At 58.8% G+C, this 22139-nt stretch carries 22 protein-coding genes and 2 pseudogenes; 17 read left to right on the forward strand and 7 right to left on the reverse strand.

Annotation, left to right across the window (positions count from 1 at the left end; all coding sequences use genetic code 11):
- The first annotated feature begins 84 nt into the window (after positions 1-84).
- From FPZ52_RS16650 to FPZ52_RS16665, 4 genes are all read left to right on the forward strand, one after another.
- Positions 85-1158, forward strand: a complete 1074-nt coding sequence (locus tag FPZ52_RS16650; RefSeq protein ID WP_146366750.1) for an ABC transporter ATP-binding protein — start codon at positions 85-87, stop codon at positions 1156-1158.
- A gap of 116 nt (positions 1159-1274) precedes the next feature.
- Positions 1275-2288: a Fe(3+) ABC transporter substrate-binding protein gene (locus FPZ52_RS16655; RefSeq protein WP_146367119.1), complete on the forward strand. Its 1014-nt coding sequence runs from the start codon at positions 1275-1277 to the stop codon at positions 2286-2288.
- A gap of 113 nt (positions 2289-2401) precedes the next feature.
- Complete coding sequence (locus FPZ52_RS16660) at positions 2402-4018, forward strand: ABC transporter permease (RefSeq protein ID WP_240804529.1); 1617 nt, start codon at positions 2402-2404, stop codon at positions 4016-4018.
- A gap of 160 nt (positions 4019-4178) precedes the next feature.
- Positions 4179-4910: a class I SAM-dependent DNA methyltransferase gene (locus FPZ52_RS16665; protein ID WP_146366751.1), complete on the forward strand. Its 732-nt coding sequence runs from the start codon at positions 4179-4181 to the stop codon at positions 4908-4910.
- 13 nt (positions 4911-4923) lie between these two features.
- On the opposite strand, the gene FPZ52_RS16670 is transcribed toward FPZ52_RS16665, so the two are convergent.
- Together FPZ52_RS16670 and FPZ52_RS16675 are read right to left on the reverse strand one after the other, a co-directional pair.
- Entirely contained in the window at positions 4924-5559 is a 636-nt protein-coding gene (locus FPZ52_RS16670) for an SGNH/GDSL hydrolase family protein (RefSeq protein ID WP_146366752.1), read from the reverse strand.
- Between the two features lie 121 nt (positions 5560-5680).
- A pseudogene (locus FPZ52_RS16675) lies at positions 5681-6058 on the reverse strand (tripartite tricarboxylate transporter permease); the annotation flags it as partial.
- Positions 6059-6087: 29 nt separating this feature from the next.
- Between FPZ52_RS16675 and FPZ52_RS16680 the strand changes: the two are divergent.
- Entirely contained in the window at positions 6088-6348 is a 261-nt protein-coding gene (locus FPZ52_RS16680) for a response regulator (protein ID WP_276617467.1), read from the forward strand.
- On the forward strand, positions 6345-6524 hold the full coding sequence (locus FPZ52_RS16685) for a hypothetical protein (protein WP_146366754.1): 180 nt from the start codon (positions 6345-6347) through the stop codon (positions 6522-6524). Before FPZ52_RS16680 ends, FPZ52_RS16685 begins: the two co-directional genes overlap by 4 nt.
- Positions 6525-6625: 101 nt before the next feature.
- On the opposite strand, the gene FPZ52_RS16690 is transcribed toward FPZ52_RS16685, so the two are convergent.
- Positions 6626-7471, reverse strand: a complete 846-nt coding sequence (locus tag FPZ52_RS16690; protein WP_420851734.1) for a MurR/RpiR family transcriptional regulator — start codon at positions 7469-7471, stop codon at positions 6626-6628.
- Between the two features lie 126 nt (positions 7472-7597).
- Here FPZ52_RS16690 and FPZ52_RS16695 point away from each other — a divergent pair, with 126 nt between their 5' ends.
- From FPZ52_RS16695 to FPZ52_RS16725, 7 genes are all read left to right on the forward strand, one after another.
- The gene (locus FPZ52_RS16695; RefSeq protein ID WP_146366756.1) at positions 7598-8386 is read left to right on the forward strand and encodes an N-formylglutamate amidohydrolase; all 789 of its coding nucleotides are present in this window, start codon (positions 7598-7600) and stop codon (positions 8384-8386) included.
- Positions 8386-8910 carry a TRAP transporter small permease subunit gene (locus tag FPZ52_RS16700; RefSeq protein WP_146367121.1) on the forward strand — a complete coding sequence of 175 codons (525 nt, stop codon included), beginning with the start codon at positions 8386-8388 and terminating at the stop codon, positions 8908-8910. The genes FPZ52_RS16695 and FPZ52_RS16700 overlap by 1 nt, the downstream gene beginning before the upstream one ends.
- Positions 8910-10235, forward strand: a complete 1326-nt coding sequence (locus tag FPZ52_RS16705; protein WP_146366757.1) for a TRAP transporter large permease — start codon at positions 8910-8912, stop codon at positions 10233-10235. Before FPZ52_RS16700 ends, FPZ52_RS16705 begins: the two co-directional genes overlap by 1 nt.
- Before the next feature lie 52 nt (positions 10236-10287).
- On the forward strand, positions 10288-11328 hold the full coding sequence (locus FPZ52_RS16710; RefSeq protein ID WP_146366758.1) for a TRAP transporter substrate-binding protein: 1041 nt from the start codon (positions 10288-10290) through the stop codon (positions 11326-11328).
- Positions 11329-11398: 70 nt separating this feature from the next.
- A complete protein-coding gene (locus FPZ52_RS16715) occupies positions 11399-12763 on the forward strand; it encodes a glutamine synthetase family protein (RefSeq protein WP_146366759.1) in 1365 nt (454 codons plus the stop codon).
- Positions 12764-12792: 29 nt separating this feature from the next.
- A complete protein-coding gene (locus tag FPZ52_RS16720; protein WP_146366760.1) occupies positions 12793-14169 on the forward strand; it encodes an aldehyde dehydrogenase family protein in 1377 nt (458 codons plus the stop codon).
- Between the two features lie 3 nt (positions 14170-14172).
- Positions 14173-15318, forward strand: coding sequence for an iron-containing alcohol dehydrogenase (locus FPZ52_RS16725; RefSeq protein WP_146366761.1), 1146 nt, complete (start codon positions 14173-14175; stop codon positions 15316-15318).
- Positions 15319-15368: 50 nt separating this feature from the next.
- On the opposite strand, the gene FPZ52_RS16730 is transcribed toward FPZ52_RS16725, so the two are convergent.
- Positions 15369-16121 (reverse strand): SDR family NAD(P)-dependent oxidoreductase, encoded by a 753-nt coding sequence (locus tag FPZ52_RS16730; protein ID WP_146366762.1) that lies wholly within the window; start codon positions 16119-16121, stop codon positions 15369-15371.
- A 148-nt stretch (positions 16122-16269) separates the two neighbouring features.
- Between FPZ52_RS16730 and FPZ52_RS16735 the strand changes: the two genes are divergently transcribed.
- Positions 16270-17286, forward strand: a complete 1017-nt coding sequence (locus tag FPZ52_RS16735) for a nucleotidyltransferase family protein (protein WP_146366763.1) — start codon at positions 16270-16272, stop codon at positions 17284-17286.
- A gap of 56 nt (positions 17287-17342) precedes the next feature.
- On the opposite strand, the gene FPZ52_RS16740 is transcribed toward FPZ52_RS16735, so the two are convergent.
- Complete coding sequence (locus tag FPZ52_RS16740) at positions 17343-18296, reverse strand: glycosyltransferase family protein (RefSeq protein WP_146366764.1); 954 nt, start codon at positions 18294-18296, stop codon at positions 17343-17345.
- Between the two features lie 189 nt (positions 18297-18485).
- A complete protein-coding gene (locus tag FPZ52_RS16745) occupies positions 18486-18758 on the reverse strand; it encodes a hypothetical protein (RefSeq protein ID WP_146366765.1) in 273 nt (90 codons plus the stop codon).
- Positions 18759-18910: 152 nt separating this feature from the next.
- Here FPZ52_RS16745 and FPZ52_RS16750 point away from each other — a divergent pair.
- Both FPZ52_RS16750 and FPZ52_RS16755 read left to right on the forward strand, forming a co-directional pair.
- A pseudogene (locus FPZ52_RS16750) lies at positions 18911-19609 on the forward strand (IS6 family transposase).
- Positions 19610-19800: 191 nt separating this feature from the next.
- Complete coding sequence (locus tag FPZ52_RS16755; RefSeq protein ID WP_146366766.1) at positions 19801-20166, forward strand: alpha/beta hydrolase; 366 nt, start codon at positions 19801-19803, stop codon at positions 20164-20166.
- Between the two features lie 240 nt (positions 20167-20406).
- Here the strand turns inward: FPZ52_RS16755 and FPZ52_RS16760 are convergent, their stop codons facing one another.
- On the reverse strand, positions 20407-21444 hold the full coding sequence (locus tag FPZ52_RS16760) for a zinc-dependent alcohol dehydrogenase family protein (protein WP_146366767.1): 1038 nt from the start codon (positions 21442-21444) through the stop codon (positions 20407-20409).
- Positions 21445-21587: 143 nt separating this feature from the next.
- Between FPZ52_RS16760 and FPZ52_RS16765 the strand changes: the two genes are divergently transcribed.
- On the forward strand, positions 21588-22064 hold the full coding sequence (locus FPZ52_RS16765; RefSeq protein ID WP_146366768.1) for an Lrp/AsnC family transcriptional regulator: 477 nt from the start codon (positions 21588-21590) through the stop codon (positions 22062-22064).
- The last annotated feature ends 75 nt before the right edge of the window (positions 22065-22139 follow it).

Below are 22139 nucleotides of genomic sequence, written 5' to 3' on the forward strand. Positions count from 1 at the left end.
AATGTTTCGCTAAGGTTAAAACTTCACCGCGCTATGGCTGGCTCCCATCGAAAGCGGCCCGCCAATGGGAGAGAAAATATCCAGATGTCGGATGATGAGTCTTATGCGTTGCGATTAACGAATGTGTCTCGCCGTTTTGGCAGCCGGGATGTGTTGTCGAATGTCACGCTATCGGTTCCTGCCGGCAAGATCACCTGTCTTCTGGGCGAGTCGGGCTGCGGTAAGTCGACATTGCTCCGGCTGATTTCGGGTGTGGACCGGCCCGATCGCGGTATGATCGAGATGGCTGGGGTCGAGATCGCCGGGCCCAGCCGGTTTGTCGAGCCCGAAGACCGCAAGATCGGGTTCATGTTTCAGGATTTCGCGCTGTTCCCGCATCTTGATGTGACCGACAATCTGTCATTTGGGTTGCGTGCATTGTCGCGTTCGGAACAGGACGTTCGTGTCACTGACGTCGTCGAACGGATAGGAATAGAGCATCTTGCTGACCGCTTCCCCCATTCTCTTTCGGGTGGTGAACAGCAGCGTGTGGCGCTTGCTCGGGCGCTTGCGCCGGAGCCGGACATCCTGCTGATGGATGAGCCGTTTTCCAATCTGGACCAGGGATTGCGCGAGCGTGTCCGGAAGGAAACCGTCGATACGCTTCGGAAGATCGAGACGACGGCAATCATGGTTACACATGATCCGCAGGAGGCGTTGGCCGTTGGCGATCTGATCGTGTTGATGCGAAATGGGGCGATCGAGCAGATCGGGTCACCTTTTGATATATACGATCGCCCTGCCTCGCCCTATGCAGCGGAGTTTATGGGGCCGTGCAACAGGTTGACGGGGATATGGAGCGAGGGCGCGATATCCACACCAATCGGCAGGTTTCATGCCGATCTGGATATTCCGGATGGCTCCATGGCGATGGCGTGCATCCGCCCGCAAGCGCTGACGCTGGGTCCGGACGGTGACGGTATTTCAGCGCGCATCATCGGCAAGACTTTCATGGGCGAAAGCGAACAGATCGACATCAGCGTGCATCCGCTGGCCGAACCGCTGCGGGTTCACCACCATGAACGCATCGCCATGGCGGTGGGTGAAAAAGTGGGTTTGCGTCTGAACGGTGCGCAGGTGCATGTATTTGCCGATTTTAATCCCCTGTCGCAATCCTGACTGTTCTTGGCGCCGAAAACTTGACGAAAAAACTCAGCCAAGCTAACCAGATCGCGTAAGGTTAGTTCGCTTGGCGTTGGGCCGGGCAAAAGGGGGTAATATCCATGGGTAATTCGATGACCAAAGGCCGGATGTGGATCGCGGGCGCAGCAGTGGCCATGACCGCAAGCGGCGTTAACGCGCAAGAGGTCAATTTGTATACCTCGCGCGAACCTGGCTTGGTCGAGCCGCTGTTGCAGGCCTTCACCGATGAGACAGGCGTCGAGGTCAACACGGTCTTTCTGAAGGATGGCCTAGCTGAGCGCGTTGCGTCGGAGGGAGAGAGCTCACCCGCTGACATCCTGATGGCCGTTGATGTTGGCAATCTGGCCGATCTGGTGGATAAGGGGCTGACACAGACGGTTGATTCCGATGTGCTGACTGCCGCGATCCCGGAAAACCTGCGAGGGCCCAACAACGACTGGTTCACCCTGTCGATGCGCGCCCGTGTGGTTTACGCCGCAAATGATCTGGATCTCGATGCGATCACCTATGAACAACTCGCCGATCCAGAATGGGAAGGCAAGGTTTGCATCCGTTCGGGCCAGCACCCGTACAACACCGGCTTGTTCTCCGCGTTTCTAGCGCACCACGATGCTGCGGAAACCGAAGCATGGCTGCAAGGACTGAAAAGCAACCTTGCGCGCAAGGCTGGTGGCGGAGACCGTGATGGGGCGAAAGATATCCTCGGAGGTATCTGCGACATCGCGATTGCAAATTCCTACTATGTCGGCCTGATGCGGTCCGGAAAAGGCGGCGAGGAGCAGGAAGCCTGGGGTGATGCGATCAAGGTGATCCTGCCAACCTTCGAGGATGGCGGAACTCATGTGAATATCAGTGGCGCTGCGGTCGCCAAACATGCGCCGAACCGCGATGAAGCCGTGCAACTGCTCGAATTCCTTGTGTCCGACGAGGCGCAGAAGATTTATGGCGAAGCCAATTACGAATACCCTGTCAAACCGGGGGTGGAAATTGACCCGATTGTCGCGTCTTTCGGCGAGCTCCAAGTGGATTCCGTGCCGCTGACCGAGATCGTCACCCACCGCAAGGAAGCCAGTGAACTGGTCGACAAGGTCGGTTTTGACAACTAGTGGCCGCTGACGCCAGAGAAGTGGAGCCTCTGGGGCCGGCGGGAGAGCGTTTTTCCCGCCGTGCCTCCGTTTGGTCTTATCGTGATATCTTCCGGTTAAACGGGCGCATCTGGGTGATTGCCGGCACGGTTATTGCTGCGCTGGTGCTCGTACCATTGTTGGCGCTGGTTTGGCAGGCCGCGCAGGGGTCGGAGGGGCTATGGTCGCATATCGTGACCTATGTGTTGCCGCATGCGCTTGGTCAAACGGCGATTCTTCTGGCGGGCGTCGGAGTGCTTGTGGGGGCCATCGGAACATCGACGGCCTGGCTGGTGACTGCTTACGACTTTCGGGGTCGACGGGTGCTGGAATGGGCGCTGCTGCTGCCCTTGGCCGTACCTACCTATATCGTCGCGTATGCCTATCTCGACCTTTTGCATCCGCTTGGACCGGTCCAAGCGCTTATCCGCGCCGTTCTCGGCTATGACAGCCCACGCGATTTTCGGCTGCCCGACATCAGGTCAATGACGGGAGCGATCTTTCTGTTGAGCTTTGTACTGTATCCCTATGTCTATCTGCCGACGCGGGCGATGTTCATGACACAGGCCGCCAATCTGGTAGAGGTGTCCCGCACGCTTGGCATTTCTCGACGGCAGGTGTTCTTGCGCGTCGCGTTGCCCTTGGCACGCCCGGCAATTGCCGTGGGTATCAGCTTGGCACTGATGGAGACGCTGAACGACATCGGAGCGTCGGAGTTTCTGGGCGTCCGGTCCCTGACTATTTCGATTTACACGACTTGGGTGACGCGCACCGATCTGCCCGGTGCTGCGCAGATCTCGTTGGCGATGATTTTGCTCGTTGTCGCGCTGGTTTCGCTGGAGCGTTGGGCGCGCAGACGACAACGCTATACAGTCAGCGCACAACGATCCCGAAGTTTTGAGCCGCGTCGCCTATCAGGACGGGCGGGTTTCGTGGCATTGGCCCTTGGCCTTTTGCCCGTTGCGCTCGGCTTCCTGGCGCCGGCCTTGCACCTTGCGGTAGAGGCATGGAAGCGGTTCCAGTTCGCTGGCGTCTCCGGACGGCTGCTGGTCGAGGCACGAAACACGCTGATCCTGTCTGCGACCGCTACGTTGGCCGTGCTGATCTGCGGTATGATCATTGCCTATGCTGCCCGGGTTTTCCCGCAGCGAGGGATCGTCATAATGCAGCGTGTCTCCACCATCGGATATGCGATGCCGGGGACGGTGCTGGCGCTGGGTATTCTGATTGCAATGGGCAGTTTGGACCGGTTCATCGACCGAAGCATGCAGGACATTCTTGGTGTCTCGACCGGGTTGATATTTATCGGATCCGGGGCGGCTCTTGGTTATGCTTATCTGGTCCGGTTTCTTGCGATTTCGGTTGGCTCGCTGGAGGCGGGTTTCACGCGGATTCCACGTAGCTATGACTTCACCTCGCGCACATTGGGACAGGGGGTCGGCGGGACGCTCTGGCGCGTACATTTACCGCTTTCCAAGGCCGCGCTTGGTGCGGCGGGATTGTTGGTGTTCGTGGATTGCATGAAGGAATTGTCAGCGACGCTCCTGTTGCGCCCGCTAAACTTTGAGACGCTGGCAACCCATCTATATGGCGAAGCCGCTCGCGGTACGTATGAAGAAGCTGCACTTGCGGCCTTGGCCATCGTCGTTGTCGGGCTGCTGCCGGTCGTTTTGCTCGCAAGGCTGGGGCGTCCGGAGCACACCGCGCATTGATTGCGGCAGATCGGGCGTCAGTGCCTTGCCCACGCACGAGCCTTATTCCTAAGCTTGCACATATCGATGAGTCCGTTCTACGCGTGAGCTACATGGACGTCGGCACGGAGGCGGAGCTGCAGCTTGCGAATGCCAGTGGTTCAACCAGGGAGTTCCAGCTTTGCAAGATGATGGGTTCTTCGACGAGGCAGTGGCGGCGACCTACGATGATGATGAAGCGAGCAATGATCCCGCCGAGATCGAACGTATCGTTGCCTGGCTGGCTGAGTTGGCCGGGAATGGACCTGCGTTGGAGTTCGCTATAGGAACCGGACGCATTGCCTTGCCGCTCGCCCGGGCAGGGGTCGAGGTGGTTGGAATTGATCTGTCCCGTCCGATGCTGCGACGCCTAAGATCAAAGCCGGGAGGAGACGCGGTGCGGGCCACGATCGGCGACATGACGTCAACACGATTGGGTCAAACCTTCTCGCTCGTCTATCTGGTGTTCAATACGATTAACAATCTGACAACACAGGCGGCGCAGGTTGCTTGCTTCGAGAATGCCGCGGCGCATCTCGAACCCGGTGGGGCGTTCCTGATCGAGGTGGGTGTTCCGCCCCTACAACGACTGCCGGAAGGTGAGACCCTGATCGCGTTCGAGTTGAACGCGACACACTGGGGCGTCGATGAGATCGATGTCGTGTCGCAGCGCTTCAGTTCGCACCATATGCAAATCAGCGGAAAGGGAATCGAACACCGATCCATTCCCTTCCGCTATGTCTGGCCGTCAGAATTGGACCTGATGGCACGCTTGGCGGGCCTGACGCTGTTTCATCGATGGGGTGGTTGGCAACAAGAACCCTTTACGGCACGAAGCCGCAGTCATGTTTCCGTATGGCGTAAATCCGACTGACGTCTGAGCGCCCTTACGAGAGGATTGTTCGCACGGGAGCGACCAAGCCTGAACCAATGGCACGGGTATTGACGGGGTCGAGGTGTACGCCATCGGCAGAGCTGGCTTCCGCGACCGTGGCCGCATCAAAGAAACCGCAGCCTTCAAGTTCAGCAAGCGAGAGATAGGCCGGTGCCAGTTTCCGTGATTCCGCGATGCTTCGCCCGGAAAGCGGGCTGTCACCATTCGCGCAGTCACACAGATGCGGAGGCGCGACCAACAGCACCTCGGGGACGGCCATGCGGTAGCGATAGGGGAAGTGCCGAATGATCTCGACCAGCCGGCCCATACCCGCGACCGCGCCGTGGATCGTGGGGGAAATGAAGCCCTTGAGATCGTTGGTGCCAAGCATGATTATTACCAGATCCAGCGGCGAATGCGTTGCCAGTAGCGTAGGCAGAACGCGTGCGCCGTTCAGATCGACCGCTGATGTGTAATCGTCGAACGCGGTGGTGCGCCCGCCAAGACCTTCCGGGATCACGTGATAGCCTTCGCCCAGCCCCGCCTGAAGAACGCTTGGCCAGCGGTCAGCAAAATCATGTCGGCCACGCCCTTCCGGATCGCTTCCCCAGGTAAGGCTGTCGCCGAAGGCCAGGATTGTCTTGGTCATGGAACTGCTCGTATGTTGTACGGTGCCGATAACCCTATAATTTCCGCGCGGTGTCAATTGCATGGCTTGTTAGCGGAATCCGGAAACAAACCGACACCGATTTGTCGGGTCGGAGTAACCGTCAGTCCGTGACTGCGCCTTCCTCGTCCTTGCGCATGTGTATCCGCCGCTTGACGATCTTCCCAAACAGGATGGGCAGGACGAAACCCACGGCAGCGATGATCCAGAGGGTAGCCGACAGTGGCGTGTCCACGAGAGTCCACCAGTTGCCATTATCGATGGTGATCGCGCGGCGCAGCGCCCAGCCCATCACGCCGAAGGCGATCATCGCGACGATCGGGCATCAGGATACGCGGCGGCACCAGCAGGACGCGGGCGAACAGCCCCACCATCGCGATGTTCATGGCCAGAAGCATGATGTTACCGATGAAAAGCGCGGCGATCAGGCCCCAGACAACATTGGGGTTCTGCGGAACAGCAGCGGACCTGGTGTGATGTTGCGGGTAGCGTCGCGGATGGTCGGGCATTCTGGATGTTCAGAGTTATGATCTGGTGATCCTTGATATCAATTTGCCCGACGGGGATGGAACGGAGCAGCTGCGGGATATGCGGGGGCAGGGTCTCGCTACGCCTGTCATGATGCTGACGGCCGAATATCAAGTCACAGACCGGGTAAATGCGCTGGATCTGGGCGCTGACGACTATCTTGTGAAACCCTTTGACTTGCGTGAACTGGAGGCTCGCGCCCGGGCGCTGATCAGCAGGCAACCCCCCGCAGATGCACGGTGATCGAGCTAGGTGCCATGACCTTCGACCGACGGGCAAGACGCATGAAGGACGAGGGACAGGACGTTGTCCTGACCCTCCGGGAACTTGCTCTGCTGAACCTGCTGTTGACACATGAAAGCGAAGTGTTGTCCAAGACGCGGCTGTTCGAAGGGCTATTCAGTTTTGCGGCCGATTGAGCTATCGCCTGTGCTGCTCGTGATGCTGGACCGGATGAAACGCAATTCGTGCAGCGCTGGCGCGAAACCTTTGCGACCGTAAATACGGACCTGCAATAAAGTCACGATCGAAATAGACGCGTGTGAGAAAACATCGCTTCCAACTGTTCGATCCGGCTGCGGCTTTCTTCCAGTCGGGCGGCTTGAACTTCAGCGATCAGCGCCTCAAGGATCAGCATGATCGAGATCGTAGAGTCCCAGCTGGAAGGTGCCTCGACAAGCGCGTGAAACACGTTCTGCGCGACTTTACAGATGGGAGACCCCCATTGGTCGGTGAACAGCACGATCTGGCACCCGCGCTCTGCCGCGAGGGTGGCGAGGCGTGCCATGTCCCCTTCGTAGCGTCGGATGTCAAACAGCACGAGAATGGACGATTCATCCATATCCAGCAGATACTGAGGCCACACATTCGGCGATGATCCAAGCTGCGTGACGCCGGGTCGGATGATTTGCAAGTGGTTGAACAGGTAATCGGCATTGGACCGCGTGATCCGGCCGCCGGACACATAAACATGGCGTGTCGGGTCGGCCAACAAAGTCGCCACGGCGTCGAACTGTTGCGTAGGCAGCCGGTCTAACGTGTGACGGATGTTTTCGGCCACGGCTTCTGCAAACCGGGTCAGGATGTGCTCTGCCGGGGCGCCGTCCGACCAGGCCTCGCGCTTGGAAATCGGGTTGCGGATGCGCTCAGCGACTTCATCGCGCAGGGCATCTTGCAGGTCAGGGAAGCCCTCAAATCCCAGTTTACGTGCCATACGAATCACGGTGGGGGTGGATACTTCCGCTGCAAATGCCAGCTTGGTGATCGATTGCAGCCCAGCAATGGGATAGTCCTGAAGAAGCACATTTGCCAGTTGCCTTTCGGACCGGGTCAAGCCTTCAAGGCGGTCCTGGATAATCTGCTTCACGATCTGGGATCTTGGGGGCAAGGCGGGCCTGAATTTGCAGCAAAGTTTACAGAATGATTTATAACTGAAGCATTACTTACAGAAATTTTGTTGACAAGAGCGAAGTCGATACCGTCAATTCGGCCCATGACGTTTAGTAACGATTCAGTCACGGTCAGCGCGCCAAACGAAGCCGTATCCGTCCTTAACGCTGACGGTGACAGTCGGATACTTTTGGTATGCGAGCATGCAAGCCGGCACATCCCGGCGGAACTTGACGGGTTGGGGTTGAGTGATGAGACGGCCCTGTCACATGCCGCGTGGGATATCGGGGCGCTGGAGCTGGCAAAGGCGATGTCCACCGAACTGGACGCGCCGCTGGTAATGTCGAATGTGTCCCGCTTGGTCTATGACTGTAATCGGCCGCCGCATGCGCGGGGCGCGATGCCCGATAAGGTGGAGCAATTCATTATCCCGGGTAACGAAAACCTGACCGATGACGCGCGGGCCTGGCGGGTGGCGCATGTCTATGAGCCCTTCCGCGCCGCTTTGACTGCAGCGCTGGACGGATCTGCTGAGCGGAATGTCCTCGTGACGGTCCACAGCTTCACGCCGATATATTTCGGGCAACATCGATCTGTGGAACTCGGCCTGCTGCATGACAGTGACGCGCGATTAGCGGAAGCGATGAATGGAGGCGCAGCCCGTCATACGACACTGAAAACCGCACTCAACCAACCCTACGGGCCGGAGGACGGTGTGACCCATACGCTACGTGAACATGCTCTCCCGAGAGGGCTGCTTAATGTAATGATCGAGGTACGAAACGACATGCTTGCTGATCCGGTGGGTCGGGCAGTGGAATTGGTCGGCTTGCTGGGCGAGGCGCTCGAATCAATTGACGCTGCGCACAAAGACGGGGCTGCAAAGGCATGATGCGGATCACGCGGCGTTATATCAGAACTGTTGACGGGCTGAACCGGGTCATCGGTCGGATCGTCATGTTCGGAATTTTCGTGATGATGGGAATCCTGCTGTGGTCGTCGGTTTCCAAGACCTTCTTCCTGCCGTCTCTATGGACACTGGAAATGGCTCAATTCGCCATGGTGACTTACTACATGCTGGGTGGGCCCTATTCGATTCAGATGGGATCGAACGTGCGGATGGACTTGCTGTACGGTGAGTGGAGTGACCGCCGCAAGGCGCAGGTGGATGCGCTCACGGTGTTCTTTCTGATTGTCTATCTGGGGTTTCTGCTTTGGGGGGGCATCGGCAGCACGATTTATTCCTTCCAGTACGGGGGCGAGCGTAGCCCGACCGCTTGGCGCCCCTATCTGTGGCCGATCAAGGTGATCATGTGCCTGGGCATTTCGCTCATGTTGCTGCAGGCCATTTCCGAATTGCTCAAGGACATCTTGCGTTTGAAGGGCGAAGACATTCCGCACGAGGTTGACGCCTGATGTCTTATGACATGATTGCTATCCTGATGTTTTCGTCAATGATGCTGATGCTGCTGACAGGCCAGCGGGTGTTCGGGGCCATTGGCTTTGTTGCCGTGATCGCCGCGTTTCTGTTGTGGGGCGACCGGGGCGGCTATGACATCGGGTTCTCTGCCGCGATGAAGTTGATGAAATGGTATCCGCTGCTGACGCTGCCGATGTTTATCTTCATGGGTTATGTGCTGTCGGAATCGAAGATCGCCGACGACCTCTATCGAATGTTCCACGTCTGGATGGGCGGGCTGTCGGGCGGGTTGGCTATCGGGACAATCGGGTTGATGGTGCTCATTTCGGCGATGAACGGGCTGTCGGTGGCTGGAATGGCCATAGGTGCTACGATTGCGCTGCCGGAGTTGCTGAAACGTGGCTATGACAAGCGGATGGTGACCGGGGTCATACAGGCCGGATCGTCACTGGGCATTCTCGTGCCGCCCTCCGTCGTGCTGGTTCTCTACGCGATGATCGCGCGGCAGCCGGTCGGGCAACTTTGGCTGGCCGGCGTCATTCCGGGACTGATGATGGCCGGGATGTTCGTGCTCTACATAGCGATACGCTGCCGGATCAATCCCGCACTTGGCCCCGTGCTGCCCAAGGAAGAACGCGATCTGCCGATGGGCGAGAAACTGGCTCTTCTGCGCGCCGGCGCTTTGCCGCTGATCATCTTTGCCGCAATGATGGTGCCGTTCATCAACGGTTGGACGTCACTTGTCGAAAGCTCGGCAATTGGCGCACTGGCCGCATTTCTGGCCGCGATCCTGAAACGGCGCATGACTTGGACGGTGTTTGAAACCTCCGTGCGGAAGACATTGGGTATCACCTGCATGTTCATGTGGATCATCCTCGCGGCGCTCGCCTTCGGTGCAGTCTTTGACGGGCTTGGTGCGGTCAAGGCCATCGAAAACGTGTTCACCGAGAAGCTGGGCCTTTCCCCTTGGATGATCCTCATCCTGATGCAGCTCAGCTTCATCCTGATGGGGACGTTTCTGGATGACACCGCGATGCTGGTGATCGTTGCGCCGCTCTACGTGCCGTTGGTCGGTGCGTTGGGTTTCGACCTGATCTGGTACGGGGTGCTCTACACGATCACCACGCAGATCGCCTACATGACGCCGCCCTTCGGCTATAACCTGTTCCTGATGCGCGCCATGGCGCCGCCGGAGATCCGGCTGCGGGATATCTACCGCTCCATTGTGCCCTTTGTTCTGGTGATGGCGCTGGCGCTGGCGCTGGTGATGGTCTTCCCGCAGATTGCGCTGTGGCTGCCCGAAAGCGTGTATAACAAATAAGCATGAGACCCCTTCGAATGGGGCGGTAACGACAGACCAATAGGAGAGAGACATGACGACACGACGCAAATTCCTACAAGGCTCCGCCGCACTTGCGCCCGGGGCGGCGCTGGCTGCTCCAGCGCTCGCACAATCGACCATCCGTTGGCGGATGCAGACCTATGCCGGTCCTGCGTTGGCCGAGCACGTGATTGATCCGGCTATCGAGATGTTCAACCAGATCGCTGGCGACCGGATGCAGATCGAGCTGTTCTATGCCGATCAGCTGGTGCCCACGGGCGAATTGTTCCAGGCGCTTCAGCGCGGCACGATCGACGCGGTGCAATCCGACGACGACAGCATGGCCTCGCCGACCGAGGTCACCGTCTTCGGCGGCTATTTCCCCTTCGGCTCGCGCTACAGCCTGGATGTGCCGGTGCTGTTCAACCAGTACGGGCTGGATGAGATCTGGAAGGAAGAATACGCCAAGGTTGGCGTGCAGCATATCTCCGCCGGTGCGTGGGACCCCTGCCATTTCGCAACGAAGGACCCGATCCGTAGCCTTGCCGACCTCCAGGGCAAGCGCGTCTTCACCTTCCCGACCGCCGGGCGGTTCCTGTCGCAATTCGGCGTGGTGCCGGTGACCCTGCCATGGGAAGACATCGAGGTGGCCGTGCAGACAGGCGAGCTGGACGGCATCGCGTGGTCCGGGATCACCGAGGACTACACCGTCGGCTGGGCGGACGTAACCAACTACTTCCTGACCAACAATATCTCGGGCGCCTGGATCGGCCATTTCTTTGCCAACCAGGAGCGCTGGAATGAGGTGCCGGAAGACCTGAAGACGCTGTTCAAGGTGTGCTGTGAGCAGTCACACTACTATCGCCAATGGTGGTATTGGGGCGGCGAAGCCGCGCTCCGCGTAAACGGTCCGAAAATGGAGCTCACCTCGATTCCCGACGCGGAATGGGACACGGTAGAACGGGCCGCTCAAGCTTTCTGGGACGAAATCGCTGCAGAGTCAGAGACCAAAGCCAAGGTGGTTGAAATCTTTAAGCAATACAATGCGGACATGCAAAAAGCCGGGCGGCCTTATCGCTACACGAACGCTTAAGCCTGCTTGAACATGGCTGCGCCCGACCAGTGGCCGGACGCAGTTCCTGCCCCAGAATCCGGACAACCAGATGCAATATCCCCTTACGCTCGACGCCCTGACAGCTCACGCAAAGGATGGGACAGTCGATACCGTTCTTGTCTGCCTTGTCGATATGCAGGGCCGCCTTATGGGCAAGCGGTTCCATGTACAGAATTTCCTCGATCATGGGCATCAGGAAACACATTGCTGCAACTACCTGCTGGCTACGGACCTGGAAATGGCAACGCCGGACGGCTACGCATCGACCAGTTGGGCTGCCGGATATGGTGACTATGTGATGAAGCCCGACCTGTCCACGCTGCGGCCCGTGCCGTGGCTGGAAGGCACAGCGATGGTCCTGTGCGACGTGTTGGATCACCAGACGCACGCACCCGTGCCACATTCGCCTCGCGAGGTACTGAAGCGGCAGATTGCACGGGTAGAGGCCAAGGGCCTGAAGCCCATGATGGCAACCGAGCTGGAATTCTTCCTGTTTGAGAAGACCGTGGACGAGATTCGCAAGACCGGTTTCCGCGATCTGGCTCCGATCAGCGGGTACAACGAGGACTACCACATCCTGCAGACCACAAAGGAAGAAGGAGTCATGCGCCCGCTGCGCAACCATTTGTTCGCGGCAGGTATCCCGATAGAGAACTCGAAAGGAGAGGCGGAAGCGGGGCAAGAGGAGTTGAACATTCGCTTTGCCGACGCGCTGACATGCGCCGATCATCACACGATTGCCAAGCATGCTACCAAGGAAATCGCCTGGGCACAGGGGCGTGCCGCCACTTTCCTTCCGAAATGGCACCATGACCGTGTGGGCAGTGCCAGTCATGTCCATGTGTCCTGCTGGAAAGATGATGCGCCGGCATTTTATGACGCGGATGCGGATCACGGGATGTCCGACCTGATGCGGTCTTTCTGCGCCGGCATGATTGCTCACGCGCCTGATTATACGTTTTTCCTGGCGCCATACGTCAACAGCTATAAACGCTTCGTAAAAGGCACTTTTGCACCGACAAAGTCCGTCTGGTCCGTCGACAACCGAACCGCCGGTTTCCGGTTGTGCGGCGAGGGCACCAAGGGCGTCCGGATGGAATGCCGGATCGGTGGTGCCGACCTGAATCCCTATCTCGCGCAGGCGGCGATGCTGGCGGCAGGGATTGACGGGATAGAGAAGGGCATGGAATTGGAGCCACCGACGAAGGGCGATGTCTACGAAGCCGCTCAGGCTGGTGAGATTCCGCAGACATTGCGCGATGCGACGGAAACCTTGCGGGGCTCAGCCATGCTGCGGGCGGCTATGGGTGATGATGTGGTCGATCACTACACGCGCTGTGCGGAGTTCGAGCAGGAAGAATTCGACCGGATTGTCACCGATTGGGAAGTTGCGCGCGGATTTGAGCGCGCCTGAATGCAACACCGGCTGAAACGGGACTGGCCATGACCAACACAGTGAAATGCATCTCGCCGATCGACGGATCGGTTTATGCCGAACGGGCGCTCTTCAGCGAGGCGGAGGCGTTCGCAGCAGCCGCTCGGGCGCGCGGCGCGCAGCCTGCCTGGGCCGCACGTCCACTCTCTGAACGGATCGACCTTGTCCTGAAAGCCGTTGAATTTGTGGGGCAGTCGACGGACCGGATGGCCGAAGAACTTGCCTGGCAGATGGGTCGTCCGATCCGATACGGAGGCGAATTCGGCGGGTTCGAGGAGCGTGCCAAATACATGGCCGAGATCGCGGAAACGGCACTCTCGGCCGAGGTGATCGAGGAAAGCGACCGTTTCATTCGCAGGATCGAACGGGAACCGCAGGGCGTCGTGCTGGTCGTGGCACCGTGGAACTACCCCTACATGACAGCGATCAACACCATTGCGCCCGCACTGATCGCCGGAAATACGGTGGTGCTGAAACACGCGGCACAAACGCTGCTTGTCGGCGAACGGCTAACCGAAGCGTTTCATCAGGCGGGCGTTCCAGAAGATGTCTTCCAGAATGTCTTTCTAAGCCATGAGACGACCGCCGATCTGATTGCCGGGCGCATGTTCGATTTCGTGAACTTCACTGGATCTGTGGCGGGGGGGCAGGCTATGGAACGTGCCGCAGCCGGGACCTTTACCGCCGTGGCAACGGAGCTTGGCGGCAAGGATCCGGGCTATGTCCGGGCCGATGCCGATCCGGTAATGGCGGCTGAGGGGCTGATCGACGGCGCGATGTTCAATTCGGGCCAGTGCTGCTGTGGAATCGAACGGATCTATGTCCATGAAAGCCTTTTCGACGCATTCCTCGCGAAAGCCGTGGAGATTGTGACGGGCTACACCCTGGGAAATCCGCTTGAGCAGGAAACCACGATCGGCCCCATGGCACATGCCCGCTTCGCCGCCGAAGTTCGCGCGCAGGTTTCAGAAGCGCTGGAGGCTGGCGCGAAGGCACATATCGCGACATTTCCGCAAGATGATGGCGGCAGCTATCTCAGTCCGCAGATTCTAACCGGCGTAACCCATGAGATGCGCGTGATGCGCGACGAAAGTTTCGGCCCGGTGGTGGGCATCATGGCTGTCAAGGATGACAAAGAAGCCGTCAAACTGATGAATGACAGCCGGTTTGGGCTGACGGCGTCGATCTGGACGAATGATGCTGTGGCGGCGGAAAAGATCGGGCGGCAATTACGCACCGGCACGGTCTTCATGAACCGCTGCGATTATCTTGATCCCGCATTGTGCTGGACCGGCTGCAAGGATACCGGACGCGGTGCGGGGCTGTCGATCCTTGGTTTCCATGCACTTACGCGTCCGAAATCCTACCATCTGAAGAAGGCCTGAGCGATGAAGCTGTTTGGCAACTGGAACTACCCCAACCCTATCCGTTTCGGCGCGGGACGGATAAATGAACTTGCCGAGGCGTGCCGTGCTGCGGGCATGGCCAAACCCTTGCTGGTTACAGATCGCGGTCTTGCCAAGCTGGAGATCACCAGCCGTGCGCTCGATATACTCGACGAAGCCGGGTTGGGACGCGCGATATTTTCCGAGGTTGATCCCAACCCCAATGAGCAGAATGTCGAGGCTGGTCTGAAAATCTATCGTGACGGCGGGTTTGACGGGGTCGTCGCATTCGGCGGCGGGTCGGGCCTGGACTTGGGCAAGACGCTTGCCTTCATGGCCGGTCAGACGCGCCCGATCTGGGATTTTGAGGATATCGGTGATTGGTGGACGCGTGCCGATCCGGCGGGCATCCATCCGATTGTGGCCGTTCCCACCACGGCGGGCACGGGATCGGAGGTTGGTCGCGCAGGAGTTATCACCAATTCGGAAACACACGAGAAGAAAATCATCTTCCATCCCAAGATGCTGCCGACGGTGGTGATCTGCGACCCGGAACTTACCGTGGGTATGCCCAAGGCGATCACGGCGGGAACCGGGCTGGATGCCTTCGCGCATTGCGTCGAGGCGTATTCGTCACCGCATTACCATCCGATGAGCCAGGGTGTCGCGCTGGAAGGGATGCGTCTGGTGAAAGACTTTCTGCCGCGCGCCTACGCTGACCCGTCCGACCTTGAGGCGCGGGCGCATATGATGTCCGCGGCAGCAATGGGGGCCACGGCGTTCCAGAAAGGGCTGGGAGCGATCCACGCGCTGAGTCATCCTATCGGCGCGGTCCATCACACTCATCACGGCACGACGAACGCGGTTTGCATGCCGGCCGTGCTTCAGTTCAACCGGCCAGCAATTGAAGGGCGTTTCGGCGACGCGGCGGCGTATCTAGGGATCACGGGCGGCTTCGATGGTTTCTGTGCTTTCGTTGACGAGTTGAACGCATCGCTCGGCATCCCCAAGAACTTGACGGAGTTGGGCGTGAACGATGCCGATATAGATTCTCTTGTTCAGGCGGCGCTTAAGGATCCCTCGACGGGCGGTAACCCCGTTGAAATGACCTATGAGAACACCCGGATCTTGCTGGAACGGATACTCTAAAAGAGTATTCCAAGGGACGCGGTTGCCGCGGAAGCGCCCTCAGGAGGAACTTACACGCGCAGGGCGGGCAGCCCCACGCCGGTGCTTTCGAAGCCACCATCGGCAGAGATGATTTGACCTGTGACGTAGCTTGCCTTGTCCGAGCACAGAAACACGATGACTTCGGCAATTTCCTGTTCAGTTCCGTAGCGGTTCAACGGGATCGCGTCGTGATAGGCTGCCCGGATTTCTGGCGAATGAACGGCCAGCGCGAGTTTGGTATCAACGGGGCCGGGGCAAACGCAGTTAGCGCGAATTCCCTGTTCACCCCATTCTGCGGCTTGTTGTTTGGTTAACTGAATAACGGCGGCTTTGGATGTGCCGTATGCCACGCGCAGGGTGCTGGCACGCAGACCGGAGATCGAGGCGATGTTGACGACAGCCCCCTTGGCTTGGGCGAGCGCCGGGGCCAGTTCTTGCGAGCATAGGAATACACCGTCTAGATTTGTCTCCATAACGCGTCGCCAACGCGCGAAATCGGTTTCTGCAATGGGGCCGAAGTCAGCGACTCCCGCATTGTTGACTAACGCGTCCACGCGACCGAGCCTGTCTTGCGCGGTTTCTGCCATCTTTGTGACCTGATCTTGCACAGCCACGTCGCACACGATCGGAACCGCACCTTCAAGGCCTTCGGCTGCTATGTCCAGCGCCTCCACGTCGCGGTCCACCATCGCGACTTTGCGTCCTTCGGCGAGAAACAGCTTAACGGTAGCAAGTCCGATTCCTCGTGCAGCACCTGTCACGACGGCGGTTTTCTGTGTCATGTTTTTGTCCTTCCGTTTGCGATCATCAAAGACACCGTGACGTGGGGGTCAAGGGCAAACTCTTGGTTTCCCAGGTGTATGTTCAACACTGTTGAAAGTTGTTGAACATGGTGTATGCTCAACGGGCAGATTTCTTGTTGAGCACACCATGGAGCATCATAGCAACGTCGCGCATGCGGCCTATATCGATCTGCGGCGCTCGCTCATGGACAGCGCCGTGTCGGATATTCAAGGGACGCCCACTCTGGTGGTGAGAGGCCGTCGCAAATACTGGTATGACAGTTACCGCGTGGGGACCGAGGTCAAAAAACGGTATATCGGCGAAGACAGCGATGACCTGAGGCAACGGCTGGATCGGTATCGCGACATCAAAGCCGAAGAAGAAGCGCGCAGAAAAAGCCGGACCCGTTTGGTCCGTATTCTGCGGGCGGAAGGTTTCATGGGCATCGACGCCGGTACGGGGAGTATTCTCAATGCAATGGCTGGCGCCGGGGTCTTCCGCTTGGGAGGTACTGTTGTGGGTACCCATGCATTCCGTTTGTATGAGGGCGAACTTGGTGTGCGCTATGGCTTCGATGAAACTGCGCAAACCGGCGATGTGGATATTGCCAGCTTTGAACGATTGTCGCTCGCGCTTGATGATCAGGTTGATCCGCCGTTGGAAGAGGTGTTGTCGGATTTTTCGTTCACCCCGGCACCCACACTGGACAAGCATCGCAGTTTCCGCTGGCAACAAAGCCGAAAGGATCTGTTGGTAGAATTCCTGACCCCCTCGTTTTCCGCCGAAGAAGGGCTGCGGCGGTTGGAGGCGTTAGGGGTTGATGCTCAGGCGTTGCATCATCTCAACTACCTGATCGCCGAGCCGATTAAAGCAGTCGCGCTGTATCGGTCGGGCGTGCTCGTGCAGGTTCCCAGACCGGAACGCTTCGCAATCCACAAGCTGATAGTGGCTGACCGTCGGCGGGATGGCATTGATGGATTAAAGTCGCGCAAAGATGTTGCGCAGGCAAAATTCCTGGTCGGTGTCCTGGCACATGACCGCCCGGACGAGTTGTCCGAAGCACTTGAAGATGCCCGGTCGCGGGGGCCGCGCTGGCGGGATCGGATCAGCGCGACCTTGGAGCGAGAGCCGGAGATAGCCCAGACGCTGTCTGAATTGGCCTGACCGACTGTCGCGCCAACCAACCGAGATAGCCATCAAATGGCATGCGGACGCGACACCTAACGTTCGAGCGTTTCGAGCAACTTTCGCCAACGACCTGCCGCGTCGGGAAGATAGGTCGTGTGATACCACGCCTGCGATCGGTCACATAAGCTCTGTAACTCGGTCGGCGAATTCAAGAGTTGCTTTGCCTTTCTGACCAACTGATCGGTGCGGGCTATAGCCGCGCATGATGGTGGCATGAGCGTATCCAGCCCAAAACTTGGCTCGGTAAGAACCGGTGTGCCGCTGGCCAATGCTCCAAGAATTCGCGGTGTTTCAAGGTGATTTGACCGATAGGCGTGAATGTTCAGGCATAGTCTCGATTTAGCGGCTTCTTCTTCGAAAACCACCTTTGAGTTCGGGGACAGGGAAAGCCCCTCCGCGCTCAGATCGGCCAGCACAGTTTCACGTCTTGGCGACATACCGCCGACAAAACAAAGATCATATTCACGAGCCGCGAGCGGTTTCGTGTTACTCGCTGCGCCCAGATCGACCCCGACGGCAAAGCCAAAAACGGGGACAGCCAGGCGGCGTTCCAAGATGCGGGTCTGCGGCGGAAAGTAATCCAGAACAGCGTCATACGCGCCGATCTTTTCCTGAAGCATGCGCTTTTTCCGGCGTATGGCTGACCAACCGATGCGGCTGAGTTTGAACGGGCTGCCCATCACTTCGACGACCGAGAAGTTTAGATAGATGTATTTGCATCCGGGTTTGCGCTGATGCGTCCGAAAGTTTTCGCCGATTACGAAAACGATAGAGCCGTCAGCATAGCGGACATCATCAATCTCTGAGGTAAGCACAAGTGCTGCGCTGTCGCCGAAATAGGATCGAAGCTGCCGGTGAATGTAGCGTGTGACATTCTGCACGTAGCGAAAGCTTACATCCTGAACGATTAGATATGCCTGTGTCGTCGGCACCTCGGAATCGACCCTCATATCGAAAGGGCGATGTGAATCCGGCGTTGAACCCATGAGAAAATGTCCATCAGAGGTATTTCTGGAAAGCTAAGTCACTGAAAGATAAGGGCCGAGATCATGGAAAACCAGCCTAAGGCCGAGAGTTGACCATTTCACCCGTAGAAAATGACCATTGACAGTTCAAAAAAATGCCGCCCGAAGGCGGCATGGTCTGGTTTTCCGCTGAAGAAAAGATCCTGAAGGTCAATCTATCAAGAAATACGAATCCTGGGAAAGACTTGGCGCTAGAGGGACGAGCAGAGACTCGGTGTCGTCCAGATCGACGACCATCGCCGCAAAGCCGTATTCACCAGCCACGCGGTAAACTTGCGTCAGATGGCCGAGGAACATCAGCTCCAGGAAGTCCTTCACGCGTGCCTGGGATTCCTCCGCCGACTTCAACAAATGGATGAAGCCTTCGGGCACCTTGTCGACGGTCGGAGAACATGTCCCCAAGAACCGCAGGATCAGTTGCATTCCACGACCATCCACTGCCTTTCCAATCTTGCATTCGAGAACCCGGAGATCCTGCACGCGGTGCGGTGGCCCCATCTCGATAAGGGCAGCGGGAGATGTCACATAAACTCCGCATTCTTCTCGTTTGATCGAGCGTGATATAGAGACATTGTATGGTCAGCCCCTCAATCAGTTACAAACGCCACCGCTTTCCACGTCAGATCAATTCCCACGCGATCTGGCTGTACGCCCGCTTCAACTTGAGCCTGCGCGAAGTGGAGGAAGTGCCACTCGAGCGCGGCATCGACGTCTCCTACGAGACCATACGGCGTTGGGTGGCCTAGTTCGGGCCGCAGATCGCGCGCAACCTGCGCAGGCGGCAGGCTCTGCCCGGCGACGTCTGGCACCTTGATGAGGTTGCCGTGAAGATTGCCGGGCGGTCATTCTGGCTGTGGCGTGCGGTTGACCAGAACGGTGTCGTTCTGGAAGAGATCCTTCAGCGGCGACGCGACAAGCGCGCTGCAAAGAAGCTGCTGGTACGGTTGATCAAGCGTCATGGCGACCTGCCCAGGCGCATCGTGACCGACAAGCTGCGCTCCTATGGCGCGGCCTTGCGAGATGTCGCATCCGGGCTCGACCACTGGTCACATAAGGGATTAAACAATCGCGGCGAAAACAGCCACCTGCCGTTCCGAAAACGCGAACGAACAATGCAGGGCTTTCGTTCGCCGGGTGGGCTACAGCGGTTCATTTCGCTCGATTCCGCCACTCGCAACTGTTTCTTCATTCCACGCTATCGCCGAACCGCACTGACAACCCGCTATCACCGAATGGAAGCATTCGATACATGGAAGGTGGCAAGTGCCGTCTGACGACCAAGCGTCCAGTCACAGCCGTGGCCTTCGAAGGTTAAAGTGACAATTCCGTTGTGGGATATGCACTTGGCGGCACAGCGGCTCTGGCCCTGACCGGCGGCAGGCTGGACGTCGATGCGTTTGCCCCGGCCTGCGCAGCCGACGCTGACGCCGCGGATTGTGCCTGGTACGCGGCGCAGGGTGTCTCTTTGGCCGACGTCGATCAAGAGATGCTCGAGCATGCGCATCGCGATACCCGGATCAGTGCCGCCATTGCCATAGATCCCGAATATGCCGATGTCTTCCTTGCTCCGAGCCTAAAAAACCATACCACGGATATTCGGGTAATCAGGCTTGGTGACCCGGATTATCCGCAGTTCGCCCACATCGGCTTGCCGGAGATGGTGATCGAAACTGCAACAGGTTATGACGCCTTCCCGCGTTGCACGCCCAAGGGAGAAAATATTCTGGCAGAAGACGGTGGCGATGCTTCCCTTTGCGACGGAGATGCCGCCGAACGCGCGCGCATCCACGATGAAATTGCGGAGCGTATCAGCGCGGCCATCGGCTGGTAGACTTGTCGGCATGACCTATCCAGGTAGACCAGATTCCGGGACTGCACACTTGCTAACACTTAAGCTTGTATCTCAGCGGACATTGGAACTGGCCGCAGTAAGCGCAGTTTGGGTTTAGAGCGGCACCGCAGCAATAGCAGCGTATTCTGACCCAACCAAGGACGCGTCCGGCCCACAGCCGCCCTCGATGCTTCAAGCGGCGACCGGCTGCTTTGGCCCCGTGCCCGACCTCGGATCGCCTTAGAACCGGGTGATGACCGTGGCGCCGACGGACTGGAACTTGTCCATGTTCATCAGGGCCCCGGGAGCATCTGCAAGGCTGATCCGATCCCCCACCAGGCGCGCCGGATCAAGCTTCCCGCTGGCCACCATGTCAAGCATTGCGCCATAGCGGTGCGCCTGCATGCCGTGTGAGCCGAGCAGTTCGATCTCCTGACCAACGATCCTGGGCATCGGCACGGCGGGAGCGGCGTGCTCGCCGAGCATCAGGCCCACCTGGATGTGCTTGCCCCGCGGCCGCAGGCAGAGAATCGAGTTGGTCATGGTCACGGTGTGCCCGAGCGCATCAAGGGAGACATGCGCACCACCCCGCGTGGTGTCCCTGATCGCCGCGGGCACATCAGCCTCCCGGCCGTCGATCACCTCCACCGCGCCGAGTGCCCGGGCCAAGTCCAGCTTCGCGGGGTCGAGATCCACGCCGATGACATTCGCGCCCGCAGCCGCAGCGATCATCACAGCGGACAGTCCGACACCGCCACAGCCATGAACCGCCACCCATTGACCCGCGCTGACCTTGCCCTGGTCGATGACAGCCCGGAAGGAGGTCGCGAACCGGCATCCGAGACTGGCCGCGGTGGCGAACTCCATGCTCTCGGGCAAGGCCACGAGGTTCAGATCGGCCTGATGGATGGCGACGTAGTTGGCGAAGGACCCCCAATGGGTGAAGCCTGGCTGCTCCTGGTGCAGGCAGACCTGCTGGTGTCCGGCATGGCACTCGGAACAGCTGCCGCAGCCGCAGATGAACGGCACGGTGACCTTGTCGCCTACCTTCCAGTTGGTCACGTCCTTGCCCACGGCCTCGACCACGCCGGCCAGCTCGTGGCCCGGGACATGCGGCAGCTCGATGTCGCTGTCGTGACCCATCCAGCCGTGCCAGTCGCTGCGGCATACGCCAGTCGCCTCGACCTTGAGAACGACGCCATGCGGCTCGGGCGTCGCGTCGGGAACGGTGACGAGCTTGGGGGACTCCTGAAACTTCTCGAATAGCACGGCCTTCATGGCATCATCTCCTCGCGGGGGCAGGAACGGTTGGTGACATCCTACCGATGTCTGGGAAAAGAACTTTGCCAATTTTACCGCTTTTCGAGATATTGCGGGAAGACCCTGCTCATACCGCTCGATTATGAAGGAAAGTCTGCCCCATGACAAAGATCGATGCTGTCAACGCCGAGATACTGGAACTGCTTCAGGACGACGGCCGCATGACCAACGCCAAGCTGGCTGAGCATCTGTCGATGAGCGACACACCCTGCTGGCGGCGCCTGAAGCGGCTGGAAGAGAGCGGCATCATCGAGGGCTACCAGGCGCGGCTGAACCGCCGGAAGATCGGGCTTGGGGTCATGGCCTTTGTGCAGCTGCGCTGCTCCGAGCACGACGCCGCGGCCACGACCGAGTTCCAGCGCATCATCGAGACCTCGCCCAATATCTTGGCCTGCCACAACACGACCGGAGCCGACGACTTCCTGCTCATCGCCGTCGCGCGGGACCTCGACGACTACAGTGCCTTCGTGGAGACCACCCTGCGCAGGCTGCCCGGGGTGACCAGCATCCGTTCGAACCTGTCGCTGCGGGAGATGAAATCCTTGAGCAGGCTGCCGATTTTACGCGGAGGAAGCTGAGGGCTACCTCTCCCGGCGGCCTTGAAAGCGGACATTCGCTCCATGTGCAGCGAACTTCTGCTTTCCTGAAGGTTT

Source organism: Qingshengfaniella alkalisoli (assembly GCF_007855645.1).
In the GTDB taxonomy this organism is placed as follows: domain Bacteria; phylum Pseudomonadota; class Alphaproteobacteria; order Rhodobacterales; family Rhodobacteraceae; genus Qingshengfaniella; species Qingshengfaniella alkalisoli.

What these genes read in the sequence shown, in the direction of transcription:
- FPZ52_RS16705 (WP_146366757.1), top strand. Translation starts at nt 8,910, where the DNA reads ATGTCTTATGACATGATTGCTATCCTGATGTTTTCGTCAATGATGCTG.
- FPZ52_RS16760 (WP_146366767.1), bottom strand. Translation starts at nt 21,444, where the DNA reads ATGAAGGCCGTGCTATTCGAGAAGTTTCAGGAGTCCCCCAAGCTCGTC.
- FPZ52_RS16695 (WP_146366756.1), top strand. Translation starts at nt 7,598, where the DNA reads ATGACGTTTAGTAACGATTCAGTCACGGTCAGCGCGCCAAACGAAGCC.
- FPZ52_RS16740 (WP_146366764.1), bottom strand. Translation starts at nt 18,296, where the DNA reads ATGGGTTCAACGCCGGATTCACATCGCCCTTTCGATATGAGGGTCGAT.
- FPZ52_RS16715 (WP_146366759.1), top strand. Translation starts at nt 11,399, where the DNA reads ATGCAATATCCCCTTACGCTCGACGCCCTGACAGCTCACGCAAAGGAT.
- FPZ52_RS16730 (WP_146366762.1), bottom strand. Translation starts at nt 16,121, where the DNA reads ATGACACAGAAAACCGCCGTCGTGACAGGTGCTGCACGAGGAATCGGA.
- FPZ52_RS16725 (WP_146366761.1), top strand. Translation starts at nt 14,173, where the DNA reads ATGAAGCTGTTTGGCAACTGGAACTACCCCAACCCTATCCGTTTCGGC.
- FPZ52_RS16655 (WP_146367119.1), top strand. Translation starts at nt 1,275, where the DNA reads ATGACCAAAGGCCGGATGTGGATCGCGGGCGCAGCAGTGGCCATGACC.
- FPZ52_RS16765 (WP_146366768.1), top strand. Translation starts at nt 21,588, where the DNA reads ATGACAAAGATCGATGCTGTCAACGCCGAGATACTGGAACTGCTTCAG.
- FPZ52_RS16710 (WP_146366758.1), top strand. Translation starts at nt 10,288, where the DNA reads ATGACGACACGACGCAAATTCCTACAAGGCTCCGCCGCACTTGCGCCC.
- FPZ52_RS16650 (WP_146366750.1), top strand. Translation starts at nt 85, where the DNA reads ATGTCGGATGATGAGTCTTATGCGTTGCGATTAACGAATGTGTCTCGC.
- FPZ52_RS16670 (WP_146366752.1), bottom strand. Translation starts at nt 5,559, where the DNA reads ATGACCAAGACAATCCTGGCCTTCGGCGACAGCCTTACCTGGGGAAGC.
- FPZ52_RS16700 (WP_146367121.1), top strand. Translation starts at nt 8,386, where the DNA reads ATGCGGATCACGCGGCGTTATATCAGAACTGTTGACGGGCTGAACCGG.
- FPZ52_RS16735 (WP_146366763.1), top strand. Translation starts at nt 16,270, where the DNA reads ATGGAGCATCATAGCAACGTCGCGCATGCGGCCTATATCGATCTGCGG.
- FPZ52_RS16720 (WP_146366760.1), top strand. Translation starts at nt 12,793, where the DNA reads ATGACCAACACAGTGAAATGCATCTCGCCGATCGACGGATCGGTTTAT.
- FPZ52_RS16745 (WP_146366765.1), bottom strand. Translation starts at nt 18,758, where the DNA reads ATGCAACTGATCCTGCGGTTCTTGGGGACATGTTCTCCGACCGTCGAC.